Genomic DNA, 21,636 nt, shown 5'->3' on the forward strand with positions numbered 1-21,636 from the left:
TCGAAGCCTCGACAGCCGCCATCGGGATATCCAGCACACCGTCCTCACGGTGCACCACCAGATCCGCCAACCGGCGAATCTCCACCCGATCCACCGCCGGCACCCCCATCAGCTCGGAGATCACATCCATCGGCAACTTGCCCGCGACCTCATCGATCCAGTCGAAGACGGCACCGCCCACCGCGGGCTCCAGATACGACAGCGTCAACTCCCGGATCCGCTCCTCCATCTGCGCGACACGTTTCGGCGTGAACCCCTTGAACACCAACCGCCGCATCCGCAGATGCCGCGGATCATCCATCGCCAGGAACGACATGGTCCGATGCGCGTGCCGACCCCACGCCGCCGGATCCAGCGACACCCCGTTCGCACTCGACAACCGCACACTGTCACGAAACGCCCCCACCACATCCGGATGCCGCGACAACGCCCAAAATCCCAGATCCGGGTTGTGATACAGCGGCGCCTCCACCCGCAACCGCCGATACACCGGATACGGATCCTCGTGAAACCCGTAGTCATACGGGTCGAACACCAGCGGCCCCACCACAGCCGTCATCGCCCACACTCCCAAACCGATAACACGTTCCGCAACGCGGCACCGCATGGCGGCCTAAACGAAGACAGATAGCTGGACATGTGTCTGGACACTACCACCGCGTACTCGATCTCGACAATCATCCGATCAGAGCTCACTTCTCCGCTTGGGAGCGAAACACCGGCGGGAGTCGATACAGGTCGGATCAACCTGACGCCCGGATCTCGGCGAGAATGGCAGAGTTAGAACCTGTTATTGCCACCGATCACGTTCCAAGACTATATTCCGAACACGTGTCCAGACAGTATCGGAGTAATCCATGAGCAGCCTTCTGCCCGCCGACGGGTCCCGCCTGCTGATCGGCGGTAAGCTGGTCGAGGGCGCCGACGGTGTCTTCGCGACGGTGAACCCCGCGACCGAGGAGGTCCTCGGCCTCGCCGCCGACGCGAACGCGGCCGACCTCGACGCGGCCGTCGACGCCGCGCGCACCGCGTTCGACGAGACGGACTGGTCGCGCGATCACGCCTTCCGGGCGCGCTGTCTCGCGCAGTTGCGCACCGCGCTGGAATCCCATGTCGAAGAACTGCGCGAGATCACGATCGCCGAGGTCGGCGCACCGCGGATGCTCACGAGCGGCCCGCAACTGGAAGGCCCGGTCGCCGACCTCGGTTACGCGGCCGGGCTCCCCGAGACCTACGCCTGGGAAACCGATCTGGGTGTGGCCGCGCCCATGGGCATCAAGACGCGCCGAGTACTGCGCCGCGAACCGATCGGTGTGGTCGGGGCGATCACGCCCTGGAACTTCCCGCACCAGATCAACTTCGCCAAACTCGGCCCGGCGCTCGCCGCGGGGAACACCGTCGTGCTCAAACCCGCTCCGGACACCCCGTGGTGCGCGGCGGCGGTCGGCGCCATCATCGCCGAGGAGACCGACATCCCGGCCGGTGTGGTGAACATCGTGACCTCCGCGGACCACACGCTCGGCGCCCGGCTCACCGCGGATCCGCGCGTCGACATGATCAGCTTCACCGGGTCGACGGCCACCGGCCGCGCCGTGATGACCGGCGCCGCGACGACATTGAAGAAGGCGTTCCTCGAACTGGGCGGCAAGTCGGCGTTCATCGTGCTCGACGACGCCGACATCGCGGCGGCCTGCTCGGTGGCGGCGTTCTCGGTGTGCGTGCATGCGGGACAGGGGTGTGCGCTGTCCACCCGGCTGCTGGTGCCACGCGCCGCCTACGACCGAGCGGTGCAGGCGGCCGCGGCCACGCTCGGCGGGATCGAGCCGGGCGATCCCGCCGACCCGCGCACGGTCTGCGGGCCGCTGATCTCCGAGCGACAGCGCGCCAGGGTGGAACGCTACCTCGACATCGCGCGCGCCGAAGGCGGCCGGATCGTGGTGGGCGGCGGGCGGCCGGACCGGGAGCGCGGCTTCTTCGTCGAACCGACGTTGATCGCGGACGTCCCCAACAGCTCGACCGTCGCCCGCGAGGAGATCTTCGGCCCGGTGCTGGTGATCATCCCGCACGACGGCGACGAGGACGCCGTCCGCATCGCCAACGACTCCCCCTACGGCCTGTCCGGTTCGGTGTGGGGCAACGACCCCGAACGCATCCGGCGCGTCACCGAAGGCGTGCGGACCGGGACGCTGAGCGTCAACGGCGGCATCTGGTACTCCGCCGACGTCCCCTTCGGCGGCTACAAGCAATCCGGCCTCGGCCGCGAGATGGGCATCGCCGGTTTCGAGGAGTACCTCGAGACGAAAGTCATCGCCACCGCGGCCTGACCGTCGCGGGACAACACAGAGGAGCTGAAGTCCATGGCCCGTTTCACGGGAAGATCCGCCATCGTCACCGGCGCCGCGCAGGGCATCGGCGCCGCCTACGCGCAGGCGCTGGCCGCCGAAGGCGCGAACGTCGTCGTCGCCGACAAGAACGCCGAAGGCGGCGCGGCGGTGGTCGAGAAGATCGTCGCCGACGGCGGCACCGCCGTGTTCGGGCAGGTCGACGTGTCCGATCCCGAATCCGCTACCGCGCTCGCCGATTTCACCGTCGCCGAATTCGGCGCCATCGACCATCTGGTGAACAACGCCGCCATCTACGGCGAGATGAAGCTGAACCTGCTGCTGACCGTGCCGTGGGACTACTACAAGAAGTTCATGAGCGTGAACATGGACGGCGCGCTCGTCATGACCCGCGCCGTCTGGCCGCACATGTCCGAACGCCGCAGCGGATCGATCGTCAACCAGTCCTCCACCGCCGCGTGGCTGTATTCCAGCTTCTACGGGCTGGCCAAAACCGGCGTCAACGGCCTGACCCAGCAATTGGCCTTCGAGCTGGGCGGGTCGAACATCCGCGTCAACGCCATCGCGCCGGGTCCGATCGATACCGACGCCACCAGGTCGGTCACCCCGGACGTGATCGTCGACGACATCGTCAAACGCCTGCCGCTCAAGCGGATGGGCACTCCGCAGGATCTCGTCGGCGCCTGCCTGTACCTGCTGTCGGACGAGGCGAGCTGGGTCACCGGGCAGATTTTCAACGTCGACGGCGGACAGATCGTGCGATCATGAGCGCCCGCATCGGATTCCTCGGCCTCGGCAACATGGGTGCGCCGATGGCCGAGCGCCTGCTGGAGTGGCCGGGCGGGCTGACGGTGTGCGATATGCGGAGCGAGGCGGTCGAGCCGTTTCTCGCGGCCGGAGCGGACTCCGTCGCCTCGGCGGCCGAGCTGGCCCGACAGGCCACCGTCATCTCGATCACCGTGGTGAACGACGCCCAGGTGCGCGAGGTGATCACCGGACCGGAGGGCCTGCTGCGGGCCGCCGCACCGGGCACCGTGGTCGCCGTGCACTCCACGATCAGCGACCGCACCGCCGAGGAACTCGGCGCGGTCTGCGGCGAGCGCGGCGTCGAACTGGTGGACGCGCCGATCAGCGGCGGCGCACCCGGCGCGACCCGCGGCGCGCTCGCGGTCATGGTCGGCGGCAGCGCGGCGGCGTTCGAGCAGGTGCGCGAACCGTTCGGCTGCTTCGCCGACCTGATCGTGCACGCCGGGCCGGTCGGCGCGGGCACGCGCATGAAGTTGGCGCGCAACCTGTTGCACTTCGTCTCCTTCACCGCGGCCACCGAGGCGCAACGGCTGGCCGAGGCGGCCGGTCTCGACCTCACCGCGCTCGGCAAGGTGGTACGGCACTCCGACGCGGTCACCGGAGGGCCCGGCGCCATCATGCTGCGCGACACCACCGCCCCGATCCAGGACGGCGACTTCTGGTTGCCGATCCTGCGGCACGTGCGCGACCTCGGGGAGAAGGATCTCGGTCTCGCCCTGGAGTTGGGCGAACGGCTCGGCACCGCGCTGCCGCTGGCCGAACTCGCACTCGACCGGCTCGGCCCCGGCCTCGGCGTCGGGACCGGCACCTCCGTATCGGAAAGGCAATCCTCATGAGCGACAACGGTTCCGGCGACTCCGCGCGGCAGCGCGGGCTGGCCAAGATGGCCGAGGTCTACGGCACGGAGTTCCAGGAATACCCCGGCGCCCACTTCGCCGTCACCGCCGACCACCTCTTCGCCGACATCTGGTCGCGGCCCGGGCTCACCATCCGCGACCGCAGGCTGCTGCTGCTCGGCGCGCTGGCGGCGCAGGGCGCGATCGACACCGCCGGCATCCAGGTCGGGGCCGCGCTGCGCAACGGCGAACTCACCGAAGACCAGCTGCACGAGATCGCGGTGTTCCTGTGTCACTACGTAGGTTGGCCGAACGGCACCAAACTCGACATCCTGGTGGGCACGATTGTGGCGCAGCAGAAGAAGGCCGCCCGCGCGCAGTCCGCGCCCGCCGAGCAGTGAAGGATTCGTTGACCATGTCCGACGCCACCACCATCCGCCCCCTGCGCGCCAGCCGAGTAGAGAACTGGGACCATCGCGCCGACGTCGTCATCGCCGGATACGGCATCGCGGGCGTCTGCGCCGCCATCGAGGCCGCCCGCGCCGGCGCGGACGTGCTGGTCCTGGAGCGCACCGGCGGCTGGGGTGGCGCCGCCGCCCTGGCGGGCGGATTCATCTACCTCGGCGGCGGCACACCGCTGCAACAGGCCCTCGGTTTCGAGGACACCCCCGAGAACATGGAGACCTTCCTGCTCGCGGCGCTGGGGCCCGGCGTGGACAAGGCGAAGATCGCCGACTACACCCGCGGCAGCGTCGAGCACTTCGACTGGCTGGTGTCCTGCGGCGTGCCGTTCCGCGAGGCGTTCTGGGGCGAGCCGGGGTGGGAGCCGCCGCACGACGAGGGGCTGATGTACTCCGGCGGCGAGAACGCCGCGCCCTTCAACGCGATCGCGAAACCCGCTCCGCGCGGCCATGTTCCGCAGATGGCCGACAAGCGCACCGGGGAGAAGGGCGGCGGCTGGATGCTCATGAAACCGCTGGCCGACACCGCGGAAGCGCTGGGCGTGCGCGCGGAGTACGACATGCGGATCGCGCGGCTGATCGTCGACGACGACGATCGCGTGGTCGGCGTGCTCGCCCGCCGCTACGGCAAGCCGGTCGCCATCCGTGCCGAACGCGGCGTCGTGCTGGCCACCGGCAGCTTCGCCTATCACAAGGAGATGATCGAAGGCTACGCGCCACGACTGATCGGCAGGCCCGCCGCGGCGATCGAGGAACACGACGGCATCGGCATCCGGCTGGCGCAGGCGCTCGGCGCGCAGCTGGCGCACATGGACGCGACCGAGGTGGCCTTCTTCGGTGACCCGCAGTTGCTGGCGCGCGGCATCCTGGTCAACGGGCGCGGCCAGCGCTACATCCAGGAGGACACCTATCCCGGCCGGATCGGCCAGGCGACGCTGATCCAGCAGGACAACCAGGCGTACCTGGTGATCGACGAGGCGTCCTACGAGGAGGCGCTGACCACCGAGACCTCGACGCCGTTCTTCCGCCAGCCCCCGACCTGGGTGGCGGAAACCATCGCCGAGCTGGAAGCCGAGATGGGCCTGCCCGGCCAGGCGTTGCAGGCCACGGTGGAGTGCTACAACCTGCACGCCGCCAACGGCGCGGACCCGTTGCTGGGCAAGAAGCCGGAATGGCTGCGCCCGCTGCGCGGATCGGTGGCGGCGTTCGACATGCGCGGTTTCACGGCCGGTTTCACCCTCGGCGGACTGCGTACCGACCTCGATTCCCGGGTGCTGCACGTCTCCGGGGAGCCGATCCAGGGGCTGTTCGCGGCGGGCCGGTGCACCTCCGGCCTGTGCGCGGGCGGTTACGTCAGCGGCGCGTCGCTGGGCGACGGCAGCTTCTACGGACGCCGGGCCGGTATCGCGGCGGCCAAGAACTGAACCGTTCCAATCCGCCTAGTAGGATCCAGACACATGTCCGAACCCGATTCCGTCATTCTCGAGGCGACTCGCCGCAGGCTCTCCGGCAAACAAGCCGACACCGTCGACAAGCTGACCCGCTCGGCGGTGGAAGTGCTCGCGCGCGAAGGGTTCGCGGGCATGACCATCCGGATGGTCGCCGCGGCCGCCGGGGTCGGGACGGCCACGGCGTACACCTACTTCTCGTCGAAGGAGCATCTGGTCGCCGAGATCTTCTGGCGGCGGCTGGTCGCCTCGCCGTCGCCGGTCAGCGAGGACCCGGACCCGACCGTCCGGGTGGTCGCCGAACTGCGGAACATCGCGATGCTGGTGGCCGACGAGCAGGAGCTCTCCGGCGCGGTCACCAGCGCGCTGCTCGGCCGCGATCCCGACGTCGAGCATCTGCGCGGACGCATCGGCGCCGAGATCCGCAAGCGCATCATCCGCGCCCTCGGTCCGGACCCGGACCCGGACGTGGTCGAGTCGCTGGAATTGCTCTACGCGGGCGCGCTGGTACGCGCGGGCATGGGCTATGGGTCGTACTCCGAGATCGCCGACCGGATCGAGGCCTCCGCGCTGTTGATCCTGCGGTAGCGCGGACAATGCCGGACGACTTCGAGCCGGTTACCCCAAACCGGGCCGCACGGCGCATGCTTGCTCGTATCTTTGCCGTAGTCGGTGCAGATCGGAGTGGGAAAAGTGCAATCTGGTGAGCTTTCCGCGGACTACGTCGTCGTCGGTTCGGGATCGGCGGGCGCGGTGGTGGCCAATCGGCTCAGCGCCGATCCGGGCACCACGGTGGCGCTGCTGGAGGCGGGCCCGCCGGACAAGAACAAATTCGCGCACATCCCCGCCGGGTTCGCGAAACTGTTCCGCTCCGAGGTGGACTGGGACTACCTCACGCAGCCGCAGCCGGAGCTGAAGAACCGCGAGATCTACTGGCCGCGCGGCAAGATGTTCGGCGGCTCGTCGTCGATGAACGCCATGATGTGGGTGCGCGGCTTCCGCGCCGACTACGACGAGTGGGCGCTGCTGGCGGGTGCGGAGTGGGGCTTCGCGGCGGCCGTCGAACAGTTCCGGCGCATCGAACGCGTGGAGAACGCCCAGTATCCCGACGAGGGCACCGAAGGTCCGCTGTACGTCTCCCGCCAGCGCAGCCCGCGCGGCCTCACCGCCGCCTACCTGGCCGCGGTCCAGGAGGCGGGCTACCAGGTGGAGCCGCCCAACCGGCCGCAGCCGGACGGGTTCACCGAGACCATGGTCACCCAGCGCGGGGGCCGTCGGTGGAGTACCGCGGACGCTTATCTGCGGCCCGCCTTGCGTCGTCCGAACCTCACGATCCGCAGCGAAGCGCTCGCCACCCGGGTGCTGTTCGACGGCACGCGCGCCGTCGGCGTCGAGTACCGCCAGGGCGGTGTCACGCACACGGTGACCGCGCGGCGCGAGGTCGTGCTGTGCGGCGGCGCGATCAACAGCCCGCAACTGCTGATGCTCTCCGGTATCGGCGACCGCGACGAACTGGCCCGCCACGGCATCCAGGTGCGTCACCACGCGCCGGAGGTGGGCGCGAATCTGCAGGACCACTTGGTCGCGGGCATCGGCTACGGCGTCGCGGGGGATTCGCTGTTCGACGCGGAGAAGCCGCGCCAACTGCTGGACTACTTCATCCGGCATCGCGGCATGCTCACCTCGAACGTCGGCGAGGCGTACGGGTTCATCCGCAGTAGGACGGATCTGGAGTTCCCCGATCTGGAGCTGGTCTTCGCGCCCGCGCCGTTCTACTACGAGGGACTGCAGGACCCGACCGAACACGGCGTGATCCTGGCGACGGTGCTGCTGCGCCCGCAGAGCCGAGGCCGGATCGCCTTGTCCGACGCGGACCCGTCCGCCAAGCCCCTGATCGATCCGCGCTACCTGTCCGACTCCGCGGGCGCGGACCGCGCCGCCATCATGGCCGGGCTGCGCGTGTGCGCCGCCATCGCCGCGGAGCCGTCGATGAAAGCGGTCCTCGGCCCGCTGATCTACCCGCCGCAGGCGCCGGCGGAACCGGAAGCCGTGCTCGAGCTGACCCTCAACTCGTACGCGCACACGCTCTACCACCCGGTCGGCACCTGCCGCATGGGCACCGACACCGCCAGCGTCGTCACCCCGCGGCTGGAAGTGCGCGGCGTACAAGGGCTTCGGGTCGCCGACGCCTCGGTGATGCCGCTCATCATCCGCGGCCATACACACGCACCGGCGGTGTTCATCGGCGAGCAGGCGGCCTCATTCATCCTCGCCGGGTAGGGGTCCTCTCGCCTACGACGCGACGAACAGTCCGAGCGAGGCGGCGGCCAGCAGGAGATACGGCAGCGGGTATCCGATGTGTGTGTAGTGCCGCGCCCGGACCACGGTCAGCACCGCGCCCACGAAGTAGAGCACCAACCCGGCCGCCGCGGCCGCACCGATCGGCGGAAACGCCGGACCGGCCAGCAGTCCGGCCCCGCCGAGCGCCTTGACCACGGCCAGGGGCGTCAGCCACGAATCCGGGATTCCGTAGGCGCGCATGTTCATCCGCACCCACTCGGCGCGGACCACATCGATGCAGGCCGCGAGCAAGGCGGCCGCGGCCGCGAGCACCGTGGCGACGACGTAGGCGATGTCCATGGCAATACCCTTTCCTCAGGTGCCGCGCCCGGTCCGGACGACGGTCACCTGTGAGCTGTCGAATCCGTCATCCCGATGACGGACCACGGAGCGGAAAGGTGACCGATGCCCACCGAAGACGGCTTGGCGCGGGAATTCGAGGTGCAGCGCGACCATCTGCACGCGGTCGCCTACCGCATGCTCGGCTCACCGAGCGAGGCCGACGACGCGGTGCAGGAGACCTGGTTGCGGCTGGCCCGCCACGACGTCGATGACGTGCGCAACCTCCCGGGCTGGCTCACCACCGTCGTGTCCCGGATCTGCCTGGACATGCTGCGTGGCAGGGCGGCGCGGCGCGAGGAACCGCTCGACCACCCGCCGCGGCTCGACAGCGGCGCCGAGGAGAACGAGCCGGAGCGCGAGGCGGTCCTGATCGAGTCGGTCGGCCGGGCGTTGCTGGTGGTGCTGGACCGGCTCGGCCCCGACGAGCGGGTCGCGTTCGTCCTGCACGACCTGTTCGCGGTGCCGTTCGACGAGATCGGGCCGATCGTCGGCCGCACCACGCCGACCGCCAAGAAGCTGGCCAGCCGAGCCAGGCAGCGCGTGCGGGGCGTGGATGTCACGGCGGGCCAGGAGCTCGCCGCGCAGCGGCATGTCGTCGAGGCGTTCCTGCGCGCGGCGCGCAGCGGCGATCTCGACGGGCTGTTGTCCGTCCTGGCGCCCGACGTGGTCCGGACGGCCGACGCCGCCGCGCTCCCCGCCGGAGTGGCCACGACCGTGCGCGGCGCGGGGTCGGTCGCCGCGGAAACCGTGCTGCTGCGGAGGCGTTCGCAGGTTGCGGCGCTCGCGCTGGTGGAAGGTCACCCGGGTATCGTCGTAGCCCCGCGCGGCAGGCTGCTGCTGGCGCTCACCGTCACGGTGCACGGCGACCGGGTGGCCGGATACCGGGTGACCGCCGATCCGTCCCGGCTACGCGGGCTCCCGATCAGCCTGTTGCCCTGCTGATTTCGATCCGCCTCGTTTCAGCGCACCGGCCGCATCCGGCTCGGCGCGCTCCGCCGCACGGCGCCGCCGGAATTCTCGCGGCGTCTCGCCGAAACGGGCCTTGAACGCCGCGGAGAACCACGCCGGGGTGAATCCGGCGCGAATCGCCAACTCGCGGATGGGATCCTCCCGGGTGGGATCGTCCAGCAGATCGCGTGCGGCGCGCAGGGCCTCCTCCCGCCGCACGTCGCGATAGGTGGTGCCGACCTGCTGCAGCACCGAGCGCAATTGCCGGGGCGACCAGCCCAGCGCGTGCGCCACCGCGGGCAGGCGGACGTCGTCCCGGCCGACGTTGGCGCGCACGTACTGCCGGATCTGCGCGACGACCTGAGCGTGATGACCGCGCTGCGGATGGGTTTCGCCGAGCGAGATCAGGCTCAGCAATTCGGCGATCCGGTCACACACCGCGTTGAACTCGTGGTCGGAGAGGTTCGACTGCTCGGCGTGGGTGCTGCGGATCATGGCCTGGGTGATCCGGCCGAGTCCGGAGTTCAGGTCGATCGTCATGCCGCGTTCGGCGAGCGGTCCCGCGCGATGATCGAGTTCGGCCCGGGGCAGCTGGATGGCGAAGGCGGACAAGAGCGGGATATGGATCTGGCACAGATCGTCGAGTGCGGTCACCGCGGCCTGATCCGCCCGCGCCCGCGTCTCCTCGCCGCGATAGCGCACCGAGTACACGCCCCGTTCGGGGATGACCACCCAATAGAAGTCGTCGCACGGACCGTGGCGGATGTTGGTCCGGGTGCGATAGGAGGTACTCGTTCCGCGCTGCTCCCAGCGCAACAACCGGTAGGCGGCCGATTCCTGCACCGTCATGCCCGAGTACCACCGTTCGGGATCGCCGTACCGGTAGTCCATCGGAACGAAACCGTTGGCGATCGCGGTCCACGATTGGGCGTCGTTGGCGGTCACGCCGTAGCACTTCATGGTGAGAACCTATCGCCGCTGGATCCACCGCATATCGTAGTGCCGGCCAGAACGATACGGCTGCCGCGCGAACCTCGCGACGCTGGGAAGTCCGAGCCGCAGCGGACGGCTCGACCGCCGGATTCCGTCGGCGCGCCGTGCGTTACGCACTCAGCGCACGGGCACCCGGGCGAATCCGAGCGGCGGCGTCGGCGCGGGCCCGGTGCGCAAGACGGGCCGGAAATCGGGCAGCACCGGCAGGACGTCGGCATTCCGGGCGGCATAACACCGCACGGCGGGAAGCGCACGGGCCACCTCCGCGCGCTCCACCGGCTCGTGGTCGATGAAGCCGATGGTGTCGAGTCCGAGGCCGAGCGTGCGCGCGATTCGGACGATCGCCGAAGATTTGGGGCCCCAGCCGATCTCGACGGCCGAGAACATCTCGTAGACGCCGTGCCGGTACAGCTTGTCCAGCGTCCACTCACGCTCGCCGCGACTGGCCACGGCGTGCCAGATCCCGCGTTCGCTGAGCACGCGCAGGGTGCGCAGCGCGGCGGGCCGCAACGCGCCGACGGTCGCGTCGCACACGGCACCGTCCCACAAGGTGTTGTCCACTTCCCAGACAAGACATCTCAGAGCCGGTGTCATCGCCCTGCCCCTATCGTTGCGTCATCACTGCCTTTCCGCCGTGGCGTGCGCGACAGATGGGCACTGCACACCATCCAGGACACGACACGTGCCGGACAAGACCCTGGTTACATGGCCATGACCGGCGCGGGTGATCCTACCGGCATGTCGGCCGCGCCTCGCGGCAACGACCGAACCGGCTGCGCTCCGCACCCGGCGACGAGCCGGTGGGCCGAGCTGGAAATGGGCAGGTGGTCACCGGAAATCGGTCGCACGTCCAGCTGCTGTGACCGCTCACAACTCCCTGCCGGACGGTCTCACTCGCTCTCACAGAACCCGTCGATCGGGTCCGCGAAAGAGATCAACAGATTAGTGTGAATGCGCTGCACAGCAATCGTGGGCGGAAGGGAGTCGCCAATGTCCGTCGACAGTTCGGCCCGGCCGAGCCTGACCCTGTCGGGAAAGCCGATGTCGTCGCCACTGAAAGACGTTCGCGGGCTATCGCGTCAGATGGTCGGCCACTTCGTCGAGAACGTCATCCCGTGCGGAACCCTACCGGGTGACGCCATCGCAGGCGACGTCACCACCATCACCCGGGTCTGCCTGGAGCTGGCGGTGAGCATGCTCGACGGTAAAGACCTCCCGGAGAAACTCCAGCGGCTCGGCGACGCCGCCGCGGGATGGGCGCGGGAGGGAGTACCGATCGACACCATCCACCACTCGATCCACGAAGGCTTCAAGATGGGCCTGGAGCTGGTGGTGTCCGACGCGACGATGAAGGACTACGACGACCTCGTCGACGGCGCCAAGATGGTGGTCGAGATGCTCGACATGATCAACTCGGCGGTCTCCATGGCCTACGTCCGCGAGCTGCGCGCGGTGGTCAGCGAGCACCACACCGCCGTGCACACGCTGACCTCCGCGTTGCTCGGCGGGCACAGCACCTCCACCATGGCGCGCGAATGCGGCATCGCCATCGCCTCCTCGTACGCCGTTCTGGCCGTGGCGATTCCGCCGCACCGCGAGGAACGCAATCCGATGGTCGACGGCAAGGTCGTCGCCCGCAGGAAACTGCGGCGGGTCCAGGCCGAGCTGGCAACGCGCTGCGGCGAGGCCGCGCTGTCGCTGCTGAGCGTGGACGGCGGCACGGTGCTCATCCCGTCGGGCCGCTTGAACAACGAGCAACTCGACGCCCTGGTCACCGAGCTGTCGCACGCCGCGCAGGTGGGCGTCACCGCGACCATGGTCGAGGCCACCCCCGAGAAGATTCCCACCGCCGCCGACCAGGCGCACGAACTGCTCGACATGGTGCAGCGATTGCAGGCGGTGGCCGGGCTGTACCGCTTCGACGAGCTGGCGCTGGAATATCAGCTGACCAGACCTGGGCCCGGCCGCGAGTACCTCGGCTCGCTGCTGGATCCGCTGGACGCGCACCCGGAACTGCTGGAGACGCTGCAACGGCACATCGCCAACAACCTCAACCGGCAGCGCACGGCTCGCGTGCTGCACGTGCACACCAACACCGTCGACTACCGGCTCAAACGGATCGGACAGCTCACCGGATTCGACCCGTCGCAGCCGTCGGGTCTGTGGTATTTGCGCTCGGCACTCGTCGCCCGCACGTATCGCACGACCTGACCGCTCGACGCGTTCACGGGTCGTCGCCGTCCGCGGCCGGCGGCGGACCGCGACGACCCCGCGTGGATCACTCGCCCCGCCGCCCGTTCCCATGCGCGGGAACGACAAGGCGCTGGTCATTGTGGTGTCACAGATCGACGATTACCGTGAGCCACGAGTTACGAAGGCCGGTGGCGGCACAGCCCGGGTCGTCGCAACCAGAGGTATCAGGAGGTTGCGATGACATGGGTGGGCGCGTCGGCGGGAGAAATCGCGGCGGGAGTCCGGAGCCGGGAGGTATCCCCGCTGGAGGTGGCCGACGAGCATTTTGCCCGCATCGCGGCACTGGATACACGGATCAACGCCTTCCGCATCGTGCGCCACGAGCAGGTGCGCCGCGAAGCCCGCGCCCTGGCCACCCGTAGCGATCTCGCCGACCTCCCGCTCGCCGGAGTTCCGGTGGCGGTGAAGGACAATCTCGACCTCGCCGGGTGCGTGACCGGCCACGGTTCGCGCGCGGCGCGGCAGACCGCGGCCGAGTCCGACAGTGAGCTGGTCCGCAGGTTGCGTGCCGCGGGCGCGCTGCTGATCGGCAAGACCAATGTGCCCGAGCTGTGTCAGTGGCCGGTCACCGAGAGCGTCGCGCACGGCATCACCCGCAACCCGTGGCTGCTCACGCACACTCCGGGCGGATCCACCGGCGGCGGCGCCGCGGCGGTCGCCGCTGGAATGACCGCGCTCGCAATCGGTTCCGACGGCGGCGGTTCGATCCGCATCCCCTCGTCCTGTTGCGGGGTCGTGGGCCTGAAGCCAGGCGACGGCGTGATCGCGCGGCCTCCCGAACTCGGCTCCAATTGGCTCGGCCTGTCGACGTTCGGACCGCTGGCCACCACGGTGTCCGACGCGGCCTTGCTGCTGGCGGTGCTCACGGCCGACGACCGCTACTTGGCACCGGCCGCACCCCAGCAGGCCCTGCGAATCGGCATGACCGCTCGGCCACCGGTTCTCGGAGCCTCCGTCGACCCGCAGGTGCGCACTGCCATGCTGGCGGCGGCCGAAGCGCTGCGTGCGGCGGGCCACACCGTCACCGAGGTGGCTCCGCCGTGGCGACCACAGGACGCGCTCGGTTTCCTCGCCCGCTACTTCGCCGGCGTCGCCGAGGACACCACCGACCTGAGCGCGGACCTTTTGGAACCGCTGACCCGCAAGGTGGCCCGGGCCGGACGCGTGATCGGCCGGATGCGTCGTGTACCCGACGCTCCCCCGGCACGGCAGTCCGAACGATTCGCCGCGTGGTTCACCGAGCACGATCTTCTGCTCACGCCCACCCTGGCGACCCCGCCGGTTCCGGTCGGAACCTTCGCCGGGAAGGGATTTCCGGGCACCCTGCTCGACGTATCCCGCTTCATTCCCTTCACGCCGCCGTTCAACACGGTCCGTTACCCGGCGATCTCCGTTCCCGCCGGGCAGTCCGACACCGGACTGCCCATCGGTGTGCAGCTCGCCGCGGCGCCCGGCGGCGAAACCACGTTGCTGGCGGTCGCCGCACAGCTGGAGCAGATCCGTCCGTGGCAGCGGCACGCTCCGCTGGCCGACGCGTCGATCCCGTAGCGGACCGTCACCGCCGCTCGCGTCGGCACCACGGTCCCCGAAAAGCGTCGACGCCGGCCGTTTCCCACTGACCGGACCCGGACGGCGCGCTCCCGCCGGCGCGCGGGCATCTCCGCGTACATATGCCGTTAATGCCGTGTTTACGATGTTCCGGTGCTTGTGAACGACGTGCGAGGGAGCTTGACCCCACCGGGCGAGCGAGTGGGTATCGAAGAGCTCCGAGAGCGTCGGTTCCGGCCGATGGTCGTGTGGTGCGGTGTCGCGGCCATCGTGGTCGCGCTGATCGGCGGCGAACTCATGGCCGCGCACATCGGGGCGCTGGGCCCGCTGACCAGCCTGCTGCGGGATTACGCCGGAACGCCGAAGTCGGCGACCACACCGTGGGCGGGATTCCTGCTGGCCGTGGTCGGGATCACGGCGCGCGCACGCTTGGGCGCCGTCGCCGCGGCGATCGGCGTCGACCTGGTGTTCGTCCTCATCAGGACGGCCGAGGGGCGTCCGTTCACCGTCGGCAACGGCCCGACCATCGTGCTCACCGCACTGGCGGTGCTCGCGTTCGTGCGGTGGGACGGACAACGACGCCGCACGGCGTTGCGCACCATCGCCTTCGGCGCGCTGCTGATCGCGGCGACGAAGATCAGTGAGATCTGGCTGGACATCACCGCGTGGGCCTGCCCGACAGTCCTCGATCCGTATGTACAAGTCGCCGATCGCGCCCTCGGCAGCCCGTCCTGGCTGGTCGGGCACGCGCTCGAGGTGGCGGGACCGCTGGCGACGGGTGTGGTGCGCTGGGTGTACTTCGAGCTTCCGCTGGCGGCAGTCCTGGTCGCGGCCTGGCAGTTACGCGGCGTCACGACCAGCGCGTGGCCACGGCACTACCTGGTGCGCACGTTCCTGACCCTCGGCCTCGTCGGGCCGATCTGGTACGTCGTCTTCCCGGTGGTGGGGCCGGTGCTCGCCTACGGACCGCAGGGACTCGGCTTCGAGATCGCCGACGTCTGGCCGGATGTCGTTCCGGCCGTACCGTCCTCGATCGACGCGCTGCGCTTCGACGGCATCACGCCGCGCAACTGCATGCCGTCGCTGCACACCGCCTGGGCGCTGTCGCTGTTCATCCACTCCCGGCGCGGCCCGCTGTGGTTGCGCTGGGGCGGGGCGTTCTGGCTGGTGTGCACGCTTGTCGCGACGCTCGGCCTGGGCGCGCACTACGGCATCGACCTGGTCGTGGGCGCGGCGTTGTGCCTGACGGTGGAATCCGTGCTGCGCGAGCCGGATCGGGGCTGGGATCAGCAGCGCGTCCGGATCGTGGCCATGGGTGTCGGCGTCTGCACCGGCACGCTGCTGTGCATCCGCTTCTTCGCCGTGCCGATGGCAACGCACCCGCTACCGTCCGGCATCGTGATCCTCGGCGCGCTCGGCGCGCTGGCGATCCTGTTCTACCTGACGTGGTTCGGTACGTCGTCGGCGGAATCGAGCAGCCCGGCCCCGGCGGTGGATCAGCCCGCCGATCGTCGGATAGACGCGTCGCGGTGATCTGTGTGCCCTCGGCTTCCACGTCGACGGCGCCGCGACGATCATCGTCCCGGTCAAGGGAAGGTCACATGAAGCGCAGAGGATTGCGCTTCGGTGGCCCGGCGAAAGGGGTCACATCCCGGCGGAGCTGAGGGGCCGCGCGGTCGGTGACGAGCGCGTACCACCGTCCTGTCGCGCTCCGGTGATCAGCGATCGACCTCAGGGCGGCCGACACGGCGGTGCGCGGCCAGCGTCGAGGCCAGCGCCGCCCGATCCAGTTTGCCCCGCGGCGTACGCGGCAGCCGGTCCACGACCAGAATCCGCACCGGCATACTCGGACTCGGCAAGGTCGCGCGCAGCCGCCGCCAGATCTCGTCGGCTTCCGGTGCGCCCGCGCCGAGCACGATCGCGGCGGCGGGCGCTTCCCCCATGCGCGCGTCGGGTACGCCGATGCAGGCGGCCTCGGCGACACCCGGTATCGCCGTGAGCGCCGCTTCGACGGCGGCGGGTTCCACGTTGAGGCCCGCCCGGATCAACATCTCGCTGTCCCGGCCGAACAGCCGCAGGCGGTTGCCGATCACCTCGCCCCGGTCGCCCACCGTCATCCAGCCGTCGACAGGACCGCCTGCCACGCCGTCCGCGGTGAGGTAGCCGTCGAACAGCATGTCGCTGCGCACGTACACCAGGCCGTCACGGACGCACGCCTCGACACCGGAGAACAGTTCGCCCGCCGACTTCTCGTCGGCACTGCCGAGCCCACGGTCGTAGGACACGAAACTCAGCTCGGACGCACCGTAGAAGTGGACGAGCGAGGCGTTCGGCAGGACCTCCCGCAACGCTCGCCGTCCCGCCAGCGGCCACCGGGCCGCCGAGGACAGCACCTCCCGGACGCCGCCGACCTGGCCGATTCCCGCCCGCACCACGTCCCACGCGATCGTCGGCACCGAATACAGCTGGGTCGCACCGTCGTTCAGTGCGTCGACCACCGGTCGCAGGTCCACCGTCGCGCCGCGAGTCAAGGCGTGCAACGCGCCGTAGAGGAAATGCGTGTGGTCCAGCACGCCGGGCACCGAGACCCGGTCTCCGGCGCCGATGTCGAAGGTGGCATCGGAGCGATCCAGCGTGGCGGCCCACGACCGCTGATCGCGCACGAAGAGCTTCGGCTCACCGGTGGTGCCGGAGGTGATGCCCACCAACAGTTCGGCCTCCGGTCGCGCCCCGGCCGCCGGAGCATCGGATGCCAACGCGGCGGCGGTCCGTACGACGCCGTCGAATCCCAGCCGCCGCAACCGCCGGTGCTGGTGCGGCGCCGCGACGACGGCTCCCGGCTCGGCCAGCGCGAGGACACGGCCGAACTGATCGGGCAGCAGATGGCGGTGCAGCAGGACGACGCTCACCCCGGCGTGCATCGCCGCGGTCACCGTCACCAGGGATTCGACATCGGACGTGGGCAGCACGGCCACCCGGCGCATGCCGTCGAGCCCGGCGGCGGTGCGCAGGACCTTCGACCAGAACCGCTCGTAGTCGACCACCTCGCGTCCCGAGACCACGGCGGTCGCCGCGGGATTCGCCGCAGCCTGCCGAGCGATCCGCGCGGCGAGCAGTTCAGTCATCGTCCACTCCCCTGGCGGCGAGGGCGTCGCCCATCGCGTCGGCCGTCCGCAGCGCGCGCACCAGCACCGGCGTGACCAGCGCCGTCATCGACCATTCCAGGCCGCGAGCGCGCCGGGCCTCGGCGACGTCGTGCACGATCCCCGCCAACAGCGGGACACACCGGATGGCCAGCGCCAGCAGCAGACCGATCCGCTCGGGATCGACACCCACCCGCCGCAGCGGTCCGAGCCACCGGGTCACGGCGTCGAGCAGGTCGCTCACCCGGGTGGTGAGGGTGAACAGCGCCGCGAGCGCCACCGAGACCACCAGCAAGCCGCACACCACCGCGGCCCGCGCGGGCGAAGTGATCAGCACCTGAAAAACCGCGATGATCAACAGCATCCACACCAGCGGACGCAGTTGGGCCACAGCGACCCGCCACGGAATCCCGGCTACCGCGAACAGTCCCGCCACCACCGCCCCGGTGACCAGCACCTGCGGTGGAGTGCGCACGAATACCGTGGTCGCCACGATCGACGCCAGCAGCAGCACCAGCTTCACCCCGGCGGGTATCCGGTGCAGTGGCGAATCGCCCGGACGGTACAGGCCGATCATTCGACCGACGCCCGGTATGCCGCGAGGGCGTCGCCGGGCGTTCCGTCGAACACCACCGCCCCGTCGTCGATCACGATGACGCGTTCGAAGCTCTCCAGCAGCGACAGCTGATGCGTCACGACGATCACCTGCTGATCCACCGCGTCCAGCGCGTCGGCGACGACCCTGGCGTTGCGCAGGTCCAGCAGAGTGGTCGGCTCGTCGGCGACGATCACCTCCGGTCGCCGGATCAGGACCGCGCCGAGGGCGAGCAGCTGTTTCTGGCCGCCGGACAACAAGTGGGCGGGGTGCTCGGCGTGACCGGCGAGCCCGAATCGTTCCAGGATCTCCCGCACGCGCGCCGCGATCTCCTGCTTGCTCAGCCCGGTCCGGCGCAGTGAGAAGGCGAGATCCTCGGCGACCGTGGGCATGACGATCTGAGTGTCGGGATCGGTGAAGACGAACCCCACCTTCCGTCGCACCTGCGCGCCCTTGCGGGCCGCGTCGACACCGTCCACCGTGACCGTGCCGGAACTCGGCGTCAGCAGGCCGTTGATCATGCGCGCCAGCGTCGACTTGCCGGAACCGTTCGACCCGATGACGCCCACGCGGCGCTCGGTGATCCGCAGGTCGATGTCGCGCAGCACCTTTCGCTCGCCGAAGCGGTGACTCACCGAGTCGAAGACGATCTCGCTCACGACACTCGCTCCACCAGGACCGCGATCCCCTGCCCGCCGCCGATGGCGCAAGCCGCGAGACCGAGCGCCGGGCCGTCCGCACGCAGCATCTGACTCGCCAGGCGCACCAGCAGGATGGCCCCGGACGCTCCCCACGGGTGTCCCATCGCGATGGCGCCGCCCTGCGGGCAGATCGTGGACTCGTCCAGGCCCAGTTCGTCGGCGACCGCAAGGACCACCGACGCGAAGGCTTCGGTGATCTCGACGACGCCGAGGTCCGCTACATCGAAACCGGTCCGACGCAGCAGTTTTCGGATCGCGGGTACCGGACCGAGGCCCGGGTACGCCGGGTCTGATCCGGCGACCGCGCAGCCGAGGATCCGCAGAGCGGGCAGCCCGGCGGCCATCGCCTCGGTGGTGACCGCCATGGCCGCCGCCCCGTCGGAGATGCCGCAGGAATTGCCCGCGGTGGCGGTGCCGTCGACGCCGAAGCTGGGACGCAGGCGCGCGAGCCGGGCCGCGGTCATTCCCGCCCGGATGCGTTCGTCCCGGTGCACGCCGCCGACCGGCACGATCTCCGCGGTGAAGTCGGCGGCCGCGGCGAGCGTGTGCGAGCGGGCCGCGTAGGCGTCCTGCCGCTCCCGGCTGATGCCGCGCGCTCGCGCGAGATCGTCGGCGGCCGCACCCATGTCCGGATCGGGAAAGCCCGGTGGCGCGAAGGGGGCGCGGGTGTATCGCACCGGCTCGGCGTCCGCCGCGGGCGGCCAGAACCGCCACGGGGCGGTGCTGGCCGATTCGGCCCCGCCGGCCAGGAGAAGTTCGTCCGCGCCGCTGCGCACCCGCAACGCCGCCTGCATCACCGCGTCGAGGCCCGAACCGCACTGCCGATCGACGGTGACGCCCGGAACATGCACGCCCAGCCCAGCACGCAAGGCGGCGACCCGGGCGGGATCACCGCCGGGCCCGAGGCAGTTGCCGAGAACCACGTCGTCCACGTCGGCGTCGATGCCCGCGCCGCGCAGCGATGTCAGCACCTCGCGCAGCACGGGAGCGGCCAGATCGGTGGTGGTCAGATCGGACAATCCGTGGCCCGCGTTGCCGATCGGCGTGCGGCGCGGCGCTACCAGGACGGGAACCGGGCTCATGCCAGCAAGTCTTTCAGTTCGCCCCTGGCCACCTTCCCTGCGGCGGTGCGCGGCAATGCGGGCAGCGGCACCCACCGGCGCGGCATCGCCTCCTTCGCCAGCACGCGGCGTGCTCGCGACCGCACCTCGTCGAGCCCGGCGCGTCCGTCCAACTGCACCGCGGCCGTGACGGTTTCCCCGAACACCGCGTGCGGCGAGCCGATCACCGCCACCGCGGCGACGCCGTCGAGCGCTTCGAGAACGCGCTCCACCTCTTCGGCGACCACCACGGTGCCGCCGACGTTGATCGCGCAGTCGCCCCGGCCCAGCACGGTCAGCTCACGGTCGTCGCCCAGTTCGGCGAGGTCACCGACGCCGAACCAGTCGGGCGCGCCGAGCACGCGGTAGGGCGATCGGACGTAGAGCAGTCCGTCGCGCACCTCGGCCTCGACCCCGTCGAGCAGCCGCATCGGCTCGGGAATACGGCGCGCCGCCACCAGCGAGACCTCCGAGGACCCGTAGTACTCGACGACATCCACGCGGCCGGCCGCCGCCAGCGCACCGTCGTCGAGCGCGATGCCCGCGACGATCGCGGTGCGCAGGCGCGGGCAGGCAGCCACCACCTCACGCAGTACGGCGGGCACCGCGTGCACCACGGTGGCTCGCGACCGGTCGTCGGTGACGCACGCGCCGCGCCACAACGCGTGCAACGCACCGAACAGATGCATGGTCGCGTGCAGCGGACCGGTGATCAGCACGCGGTCGGACGCCCCCACACCGGTGATCGCGGTGAACGCGGGGAAGCTGTCGCACCAGGAGGCGGCCGTGCGCGCCAGCGGCCGGGGACGGCCGGTCGAGCCCGAGGTCGCCACCAGCAGGAACGCCCCAGCCGGGATGCCGGTACGGTGCGGGCGCGCGGCGGGATTCTCGACGAAGACCGGGATGCCGCGCCGGGCCGCGGCGCAGACGCGGATCAGCGCGTCCGGAACCGGCAGGGCCGAGGCGTCGTAGACGTGCTCGTCCGGGTTGTCGGCGATCCATCGCTCGATCGCACGGTCGAGTTCGCGGTAGGTGAAGCGGCGGCCACCGAAGTCGACGGCAGGCGCGTCGGCCGCGCCGCCGAGTTCGGGACTAGGCACGGATCACACCGGGATAGGCGCGGTGCACTCCCTTGGCCACCACGGTCGCGACGACGACTTTGAGCAGGTCGCCGGGAACGAACGCGAAGTTGGTGGTGACGGCGGCCCGCACGCCGAGATCGGTGCGCAGCAGCAGGCCAACGGTGCCGAACAAATAGATGATCAGCAGACCGCCGACGGCGTTGATCAGCAGACCGAGCACGACCGGGTATTTCGGCAGGATGCGGGCGGTGCCGAGCCCGATGAACAGCGCCGCGGGGATCCAGCCGATCAGGTACCCGGCGCTGGGACCGGCCAGCGCCGTCAGGCCGGTACGGCCGCCGGACAGCAGCGGCAGGCCGATCATCGTGAGCGCCAGGAAAACCAGAACCGCCGCCGTTCCCTTGCGCGCCCCGAGCACCGCACCGGCCAGGATCACGCCGAGGGTCTGCACCGTGATCGGCACACCGCTGAACCCGACGGTGATGGCGCCCGGCAGGCCCAGCGCAGCGATCAGCGCCGCGAAGACGGCGATCTGCGCCATATCCCGCGCGGAAACACCGGCCCTCGGCTCCCGAGAGTTCTCGACACCCTCCACGACAACCCTCCGCCTAGAACTTGAACGACGTTCAAGGTAGCAAACCGAGTACGGCGGCGCGCACCGAGCTCGGTGTGATCTGTCCTCCGATCGTCGGACAGA

The 21,636-nt window shown here is 70.1% G+C and carries 20 protein-coding genes and 1 pseudogene; 11 read left to right on the plus strand and 10 right to left on the minus strand.

Going from position 1 to position 21,636, the window contains the following annotated elements; all coding sequences use genetic code 11:
* Positions 1–559: pseudogene (locus ABZW96_RS26590) on the minus strand (cytochrome P450); the annotation flags it as partial.
* A 298-nt stretch (positions 560–857) separates the two neighbouring features.
* Between ABZW96_RS26590 and ABZW96_RS26595 the strand changes: the two are divergent.
* The 7 genes from ABZW96_RS26595 (at position 858) to ABZW96_RS26625 (ending at position 8,174) form a co-directional block, all read left to right on the plus strand.
* A complete protein-coding gene (locus tag ABZW96_RS26595) occupies positions 858–2,324 on the plus strand; it encodes an aldehyde dehydrogenase (RefSeq protein WP_355078350.1) in 1,467 nt (488 codons plus the stop codon).
* Between the two features lie 33 nt (positions 2,325–2,357).
* A complete protein-coding gene (locus tag ABZW96_RS26600) occupies positions 2,358–3,110 on the plus strand; it encodes an SDR family oxidoreductase (protein ID WP_355078351.1) in 753 nt (250 codons plus the stop codon).
* Positions 3,107–3,985, plus strand: coding sequence for an NAD(P)-dependent oxidoreductase (locus ABZW96_RS26605; RefSeq protein ID WP_355078352.1), 879 nt, complete (start codon positions 3,107–3,109; stop codon positions 3,983–3,985). Before ABZW96_RS26600 ends, ABZW96_RS26605 begins: the two co-directional genes overlap by 4 nt.
* Entirely contained in the window at positions 3,982–4,386 is a 405-nt protein-coding gene (locus tag ABZW96_RS26610) for a carboxymuconolactone decarboxylase family protein (protein ID WP_355078353.1), read from the plus strand. The genes ABZW96_RS26605 and ABZW96_RS26610 overlap by 4 nt, the downstream gene beginning before the upstream one ends.
* A gap of 14 nt (positions 4,387–4,400) precedes the next feature.
* Complete coding sequence (locus tag ABZW96_RS26615) at positions 4,401–5,870, plus strand: FAD-dependent oxidoreductase (protein WP_355078354.1); 1,470 nt, start codon at positions 4,401–4,403, stop codon at positions 5,868–5,870.
* Positions 5,871–5,903: 33 nt separating this feature from the next.
* Positions 5,904–6,482: a TetR family transcriptional regulator gene (locus ABZW96_RS26620; protein WP_039797950.1), complete on the plus strand. Its 579-nt coding sequence runs from the start codon at positions 5,904–5,906 to the stop codon at positions 6,480–6,482.
* A 105-nt stretch (positions 6,483–6,587) separates the two neighbouring features.
* The gene (locus ABZW96_RS26625; protein WP_355078355.1) at positions 6,588–8,174 is read left to right on the plus strand and encodes a GMC family oxidoreductase N-terminal domain-containing protein; all 1,587 of its coding nucleotides are present in this window, start codon (positions 6,588–6,590) and stop codon (positions 8,172–8,174) included.
* A gap of 12 nt (positions 8,175–8,186) precedes the next feature.
* On the opposite strand, the gene ABZW96_RS26630 is transcribed toward ABZW96_RS26625, so the two are convergent.
* Positions 8,187–8,534: a DoxX family protein gene (locus ABZW96_RS26630; RefSeq protein WP_355078356.1), complete on the minus strand. Its 348-nt coding sequence runs from the start codon at positions 8,532–8,534 to the stop codon at positions 8,187–8,189.
* 105 nt (positions 8,535–8,639) lie between these two features.
* On the opposite strand from ABZW96_RS26630, the gene ABZW96_RS26635 reads away from it, so the two are divergent.
* On the plus strand, positions 8,640–9,518 hold the full coding sequence (locus ABZW96_RS26635) for a sigma-70 family RNA polymerase sigma factor (RefSeq protein ID WP_355078357.1): 879 nt from the start codon (positions 8,640–8,642) through the stop codon (positions 9,516–9,518).
* Here ABZW96_RS26635 and ABZW96_RS26640 read toward each other — a convergent pair.
* Positions 9,483–10,484 (minus strand): helix-turn-helix domain-containing protein, encoded by a 1,002-nt coding sequence (locus ABZW96_RS26640; protein ID WP_355078358.1) that lies wholly within the window; start codon positions 10,482–10,484, stop codon positions 9,483–9,485. The genes ABZW96_RS26635 and ABZW96_RS26640 overlap by 36 nt on opposite strands.
* 150 nt (positions 10,485–10,634) lie before the next feature.
* Positions 10,635–11,111: an HAD-IIIC family phosphatase gene (locus tag ABZW96_RS26645; protein ID WP_355078359.1), complete on the minus strand. Its 477-nt coding sequence runs from the start codon at positions 11,109–11,111 to the stop codon at positions 10,635–10,637.
* 396 nt (positions 11,112–11,507) lie between these two features.
* Between ABZW96_RS26645 and ABZW96_RS26650 the strand changes: the two genes are divergently transcribed.
* The 3 genes from ABZW96_RS26650 to ABZW96_RS26660 all read left to right on the plus strand — a co-directional run bounded on the left by ABZW96_RS26650 (position 11,508) and on the right by ABZW96_RS26660 (position 15,851).
* Complete coding sequence (locus ABZW96_RS26650; RefSeq protein ID WP_355078360.1) at positions 11,508–12,728, plus strand: helix-turn-helix domain-containing protein; 1,221 nt, start codon at positions 11,508–11,510, stop codon at positions 12,726–12,728.
* 219 nt (positions 12,729–12,947) lie between these two features.
* A complete protein-coding gene (locus ABZW96_RS26655) occupies positions 12,948–14,318 on the plus strand; it encodes an amidase family protein (RefSeq protein ID WP_355078361.1) in 1,371 nt (456 codons plus the stop codon).
* Positions 14,319–14,471: 153 nt separating this feature from the next.
* Complete coding sequence (locus ABZW96_RS26660; protein ID WP_355078362.1) at positions 14,472–15,851, plus strand: DUF5933 domain-containing protein; 1,380 nt, start codon at positions 14,472–14,474, stop codon at positions 15,849–15,851.
* A 185-nt stretch (positions 15,852–16,036) separates the two neighbouring features.
* Here the strand turns inward: ABZW96_RS26660 and ABZW96_RS26665 are convergent, their stop codons facing one another.
* The 6 genes from ABZW96_RS26665 to ABZW96_RS26690 are packed head-to-tail and all read right to left on the minus strand — an operon-like array spanning position 16,037 to position 21,534.
* On the minus strand, positions 16,037–17,443 hold the full coding sequence (locus tag ABZW96_RS26665) for an AMP-binding protein (RefSeq protein ID WP_355078363.1): 1,407 nt from the start codon (positions 17,441–17,443) through the stop codon (positions 16,037–16,039).
* A complete protein-coding gene (locus ABZW96_RS26670; protein ID WP_355078364.1) occupies positions 17,436–18,038 on the minus strand; it encodes an energy-coupling factor transporter transmembrane protein EcfT in 603 nt (200 codons plus the stop codon). Before ABZW96_RS26670 ends, ABZW96_RS26665 begins: the two co-directional genes overlap by 8 nt.
* Positions 18,035–18,715, minus strand: a complete 681-nt coding sequence (locus ABZW96_RS26675) for an ABC transporter ATP-binding protein (protein ID WP_355078365.1) — start codon at positions 18,713–18,715, stop codon at positions 18,035–18,037. The genes ABZW96_RS26670 and ABZW96_RS26675 overlap by 4 nt, the downstream gene beginning before the upstream one ends.
* Entirely contained in the window at positions 18,712–19,839 is a 1,128-nt protein-coding gene (locus ABZW96_RS26680) for a thiolase family protein (protein WP_355078366.1), read from the minus strand. Before ABZW96_RS26680 ends, ABZW96_RS26675 begins: the two co-directional genes overlap by 4 nt.
* Positions 19,836–20,957 carry an AMP-binding protein gene (locus tag ABZW96_RS26685; protein ID WP_355078367.1) on the minus strand — a complete coding sequence of 374 codons (1,122 nt, stop codon included), beginning with the start codon at positions 20,955–20,957 and terminating at the stop codon, positions 19,836–19,838. The genes ABZW96_RS26680 and ABZW96_RS26685 overlap by 4 nt, the downstream gene beginning before the upstream one ends.
* A complete protein-coding gene (locus ABZW96_RS26690; protein ID WP_355078368.1) occupies positions 20,950–21,534 on the minus strand; it encodes a biotin transporter BioY in 585 nt (194 codons plus the stop codon). Before ABZW96_RS26690 ends, ABZW96_RS26685 begins: the two co-directional genes overlap by 8 nt.
* Positions 21,535–21,636: the final 102 nt, after the last annotated feature.

The organism is Nocardia sp. NPDC004168 (genome assembly GCF_040610355.1).
Lineage (GTDB): Bacteria > Actinomycetota > Actinomycetes > Mycobacteriales > Mycobacteriaceae > Nocardia > Nocardia sichangensis.